The 4,327-nt window shown below is 61.8% G+C and carries 7 protein-coding genes; 3 read left to right on the top strand and 4 right to left on the bottom strand.

Annotated features, from left to right (window positions below; translation table 11 throughout):
* Positions 1-247 (top strand): ATP-binding protein (locus NW835_RS07795; RefSeq protein WP_414414972.1); only part of this gene is annotated, 247 nt, incomplete at its 5' end.
* Positions 248-464: 217 nt separating this feature from the next.
* Here NW835_RS07795 and NW835_RS07790 read toward each other — a convergent pair.
* Positions 465-1,022: an SRPBCC family protein gene (locus tag NW835_RS07790; protein ID WP_414376158.1), complete on the bottom strand. Its 558-nt coding sequence runs from the start codon at positions 1,020-1,022 to the stop codon at positions 465-467.
* 99 nt (positions 1,023-1,121) lie between these two features.
* Positions 1,122-1,367: a hypothetical protein gene (locus NW835_RS07785; protein ID WP_414366421.1), complete on the bottom strand. Its 246-nt coding sequence runs from the start codon at positions 1,365-1,367 to the stop codon at positions 1,122-1,124.
* A 126-nt stretch (positions 1,368-1,493) separates the two neighbouring features.
* Between NW835_RS07785 and NW835_RS07780 the strand changes: the two genes are divergently transcribed.
* Together NW835_RS07780 and NW835_RS07775 are read left to right on the top strand one after the other, a co-directional pair.
* Positions 1,494-1,610, top strand: a complete 117-nt coding sequence (locus tag NW835_RS07780) for a cytochrome b6-f complex subunit PetN (RefSeq protein ID WP_414366420.1) — start codon at positions 1,494-1,496, stop codon at positions 1,608-1,610.
* Between the two features lie 47 nt (positions 1,611-1,657).
* Complete coding sequence (locus tag NW835_RS07775) at positions 1,658-1,822, top strand: hypothetical protein (RefSeq protein WP_414376163.1); 165 nt, start codon at positions 1,658-1,660, stop codon at positions 1,820-1,822.
* On the opposite strand, the gene NW835_RS07770 is transcribed toward NW835_RS07775, so the two are convergent.
* Together NW835_RS07770 and NW835_RS07765 are read right to left on the bottom strand one after the other, a co-directional pair.
* Positions 1,823-2,236 (bottom strand): DUF309 domain-containing protein, encoded by a 414-nt coding sequence (locus NW835_RS07770; protein WP_414414971.1) that lies wholly within the window; start codon positions 2,234-2,236, stop codon positions 1,823-1,825. It lies immediately after the preceding gene.
* Between the two features lie 4 nt (positions 2,237-2,240).
* A partial coding sequence (locus NW835_RS07765) for an ATP-binding protein (RefSeq protein WP_414414970.1) occupies positions 2,241-4,327 on the bottom strand: 2,087 nt, incomplete at its 5' end.

Here is a 4,327-nt window from a genome sequence, read left to right as displayed (position 1 = left end):
CAGTGGACGCGGCATTGAACCGGAGCGCTTACAGGTCATTTTCGAGCGGTTTTACCAGGCAGAGGGATCCCTGCGCCGTTCTGTGGGCGGGACGGGCTTGGGGCTGGCCATCTGCCGGCTGATCATCGAGGCGATGGGGGGGCGCATCTGGGCCGAATCGGGAGGGATCAACCAGGGCAGTGCCTTCCACTTCACCCTGCCGATAGCCAACCCACAAACCCAAAGACAACCCTCGATGGCCGCCTGAACCCTAAGAAGTGAAGGTCTGCTGCGCTGACCTGGGATCCCAGCCGGCAAATGCAAATTGCCAATATCCAACAAATCAGGCTGCCGCAAAGCTCTGGCCTAGATCCGTAGCTCCCCTCTCCCAAAGGGAGAGGGGCTGGGGGTGAGGGCAATTTCCCTTAGGGAGAGGGGCTGGGGGTGTTCGCGTTAGCGGCGCGGAGCGCTTGGGATGGCACACCCTATTGGGAACATAGACTCAGGCAGCGCTCCCGAATCGCCTGCAGGTTAAAGGCCAAGTCCCGGCGGAGGCGCCGTTCCACCAGGCCGACCGGCATGCGACGCGGCGGCTTCACCTGCAAGTGGTAGGTGAGCAAAGTTTGATGGTTCAGCCACTCGGCCAGTTCCCAAAACCCCTCGAAAAGGAGAAAATCCCCTTCCACCTCCTGGAAGCGAAGCTGGTGGGGAAAGATTTCCTCAATGGCCAGCACCACTGCCGCCGAAAAGCGGGCAAATAAAACCTTTTGGGATCCCACTTGGCGCACCAGTTTGCGGCCATTCTCGCTGCCGAGGAGGCGGCTTTCCACCAAGTTGGGAATGAACTCCGCCAGATGGTCGTAATCGGTTAAAACCTGCCAAACCCACTGTCGCTCCACCGGGATGAGGACGCGGCCCTGCACATGGCGGCGGCGCTCCCCCAAGTCCTCCACCTCCACCTGGATATCTTCGGGAACTGGGATCCCGTCTTCCGGAGCAGGGTCTGGGAGGCCTTGGGGATCCTGTGGGGAGTCAGAAGGCATGGCCAGCAATCGGAGCGCGTCAGGGTTACAGAACCAAGGGGAAGGGCCGGCAGCCCCAACCCAGGCCCAGTCCATTGTAATTGTGCATCAGATAGCGCACTAGGGGAAAAGGGCCTGGAACCAGGCGACGACCACCTGCCACACTTGATCCAGAAGGGCAAAGGGATCCCGCAGCTCCTGCAGCACCTGCCGCGGGCCAATCCTAAAGACCACGTACAGCACGGCCAGGAGAACTACGATCCCCACCGCCGTCCAGATGGCCTCTCGAACCACCCGCACCCAGAAAACCAGCATAAAAATGGCGATGGCCACCGCGGCCACCAGCGGCAATGTCTCCAGTACCATCGGATCCCCCCCGTTTGGCTCAGATGTTTTGGATTTGACCCCACTGTAGCCAGTTTGAACTGAGAATAAGGTGCTCGCAAATGCCCGCTGACAAGGGATCCCATCCCGTAAAATGGGATCACCCCGATGAGCCTTCTTTGCTTGGCTAGACGTATGGACATCATCACCTTTGGCTGGGTTGCTGTTGCTGCTTTCTTTGCCCTTTCCATTGCCTTTGTGGTCTGGGGCCGTAACGGCATGTAGCGGATCCCGCCTGGCCCTGTTGTTGCTAAAAGACTTCGTCCTGCTCTATGGAAATTGACTTGCCCTGGGTTGTCCGCCTCGTCTACGGCAGCATCTTTTTGCTCTTGACGGCTGTCACTGTGGGCGTTGGCTACATCACCTTTATCGACTGGCGGGATCGGCGGCGGCGCAGCGAGGCAGAACGGCAAGCTCGTCGCTCCAAGCGGCGGTAGCTACTGGGGTTCTGGGAGATTCCAAGAAGCCTCGCGATCGGGCCTGTCGTCAACGGTTCTCAGGGCAGGAGGGGCCACCCAGGGCAAGGGATCCTCAGGCTGGAGGCAAAAGAGCTCTTGCAGGAGACTCTGGTTGGCTTCCCAGAGAGCTTGCAGGTTGTAGCCAGCGTAGGTGGGCAGAAAGTCGGCCAGCTTGCGGTTGGCCTCCCCCAGCAGGATCATGCAGCCGCGGCGGTTGCCGTTTTGCAGGTGGTAGTAGGCTACGGCGGTTTGCAACAGCCCCTGGTAGAAGCGCCGCTCCGGATCTGTTGCCTCCATCCACAGCGCCTCCAGAGTGTCGTGGCAGGCGTAGAATTCCCCCCGGTTGAATTGCTCAACCGCCCGTTGCAGCGCTTCTGGGTGGCAATTACTCATGGGTCTAGGCACAGTTGCGACTCAGGGGCGGCTGCTGCAGGGATCCCTGCGGCAACACCAGGGCAAAGCAGGTCTTACCGTGGCCGCTTTCTATAGAGACGCTGCCCCCCAGCCGCTGCATCCACTGCTTAACCAAAGCCAGCCCCAGGCCGGTGCCGCCCCGCTTCCAGGGATCCCCGCTGGGGATGCGGTAGAACTTCTCAAAAATGCGCTCCCACTCGCTGCGGGGGATCTCCACCCCCTCGTTGATGACCCGAATTTGCACTTGTTCAGGGCTGAGGCGGCGCGCCGTCACCGTGATGCGGTGGTGAGGCGGGGTGTACTTGCAGGCGTTGTTGACCAGCTCCTGCACCACCCGCTCCAGACCCACCTGATCCGTCACCACCTTGCCCACCGCTGGGTCAATCTGCCACCGCAACTGTTGCTGATTGGCCTGGGCCCGCTGCACAAAGGGCTGGAGCACAGTGGGCAGCCAGGCGGCCAGGGACACTTCTTCGAGATGAAGGGGCTTGGATCCCTGCTCCAGCCGCTGCAGATCCAGCAGATCGTTGATCAATTCCGCCTCGCGCTCGCACTCCTGCTCCAGGATTTGCAAGTATTGCTCCCGTTTTTGCGGGGTGCGGGCCATTTTCAGCAGTTGGATGGCCATTTTCATGTTGGTGATGGGCGTGCGCAGCTCGTGGGAGACGGTGCTCAAGAAATCATCTTTGAGGCAGTTGAGGCGTTCCAGCTCGCTGATTTGCTGCACCGAGGCCTGGTAGAGACGGGCCTGGCGGATGGCGATGGCACAGTGATCCGCCACCTGCTGCACCACCCGCACCTCCAGCTCATCAAAGCACTCGTCTGCCGGCTTGGCCAACCACAGATCGCCCAACACCGCTTGGTTTTCCCGCAGCGGACATACCAGCAGGGTCAGCCCTTCCCGCCGCGGGATCCAGCTTTGCCCCGACAAATGGCACAGTTGCGCCGCTTGCCCCCTTTGCAGTTGCCGGTAGAGATCCGGGTAGTCGGCTAGGGTTAGAGCGATCCCGCCGGCGGGCGGCAGGGCGGCGGTGTATTCGTAGCGCACCGTGGCCTGGCCGGCTTCCGGATCGTAGAGACAGAGATCGCAGCCTTGGATGGGCAGCCCCAGAGCCAACTCCTGCACCACTGCCCGCAGGATCTGGGCTTCGTCCAGGGTGGTGCGCACCTGGTCGGTGACCCGCTGCAAGAGGGCGTCCATTGCCAGAGAGCGCTGCAGGGCCGCCGTCCGCTCCTGCACCTCCTGCTCCAGACGGGCGTTGAGATCTTGCAACTGCCGGTAGAGCTGGTTTTGCGTGATCGAGAGGGCCAGGTGCACAGCAGCGCGGCTGACGAGCTCCAGCTCTGGGGCCGACCAAGCCTTGGGCTCGTCAATTTTCAGCTCCCGCCAGGCGGCAAAAGAGATCAGGGGCAGTTGTTGACGGGGATCCTCCCAACCTTCCCCTTGGGCGGGCCAGCGGTAGCCGGCCCAGTGGGTCTCTTGGCAGATGGCGCCACGAAACACGCTCAGCCAGCCCACCACCTGCTCATTCCAAAGCAGCGGTACCGCCAGCAGCCCGCGGATGGGCGTCTGCTGCACCTGTAACTGCAGTTCTGGCCACTTCTCCAATTGCGAAAGCGACCAGGTTCTCACCCCGTTCCCTGCCGACTTGCCTCTTCCCACCTGCTCCTGCAGCCAGGCGTCGTACCCTGCCGGCGGCTGGCTCCCATAGCAGTGGAGAGTCTCCAAGCCCATGAACTGGATGCGCAGCCGCGCCCCGATCCCTTGGAGCTGGGCGGTAAGCTGCTCCAGGACGGTGCTCAGGGTGGTTTCGGGGTGAAGCGGCGAGTACACCAGCGCCGCAATTTGGTTAATCAAGCGTTCCTGCTGCGCCTTCCGCCGCGCCTGCTCCAGCAATTCCGCCTGGGCAATGGCAATCGACACCTGATCCGCCACCAACTGCACCACCTGCAGCTCCTCAGCAGAGTAGGAGCGCGGCTCGGTGTGGTGGGAGACCAAGAGCCCCCACAATTGCTGGTGATGCAGGAGGGGCACCACCAGGGAAGAGGCCACCCCCATGCACTTGAGGT

Source organism: Synechococcus sp. OH2, assembly GCF_047462155.1.
Lineage (GTDB): Bacteria > Cyanobacteriota > Cyanobacteriia > Thermostichales > Thermostichaceae > Thermostichus.
The sequence above is the reverse complement of the archived record's forward strand: the minus strand, read 5'-3'. Positions and strand labels throughout refer to the sequence as shown.

Excerpts from the sequence above, each read along its gene's own strand:
- NW835_RS07785 (WP_414366421.1), bottom strand. The coding sequence starts at position 1,367 with ATGGTACTGGAGACATTGCCGCTGGTGGCCGCGGTGGCCATCGCCATT.
- NW835_RS07775 (WP_414376163.1), top strand. The coding sequence starts at position 1,658 with ATGGAAATTGACTTGCCCTGGGTTGTCCGCCTCGTCTACGGCAGCATC.
- NW835_RS07790 (WP_414376158.1), bottom strand. The coding sequence starts at position 1,022 with ATGCCTTCTGACTCCCCACAGGATCCCCAAGGCCTCCCAGACCCTGCT.
- NW835_RS07770 (WP_414414971.1), bottom strand. The coding sequence starts at position 2,236 with ATGAGTAATTGCCACCCAGAAGCGCTGCAACGGGCGGTTGAGCAATTC.
- NW835_RS07780 (WP_414366420.1), top strand. The coding sequence starts at position 1,494 with ATGAGCCTTCTTTGCTTGGCTAGACGTATGGACATCATCACCTTTGGC.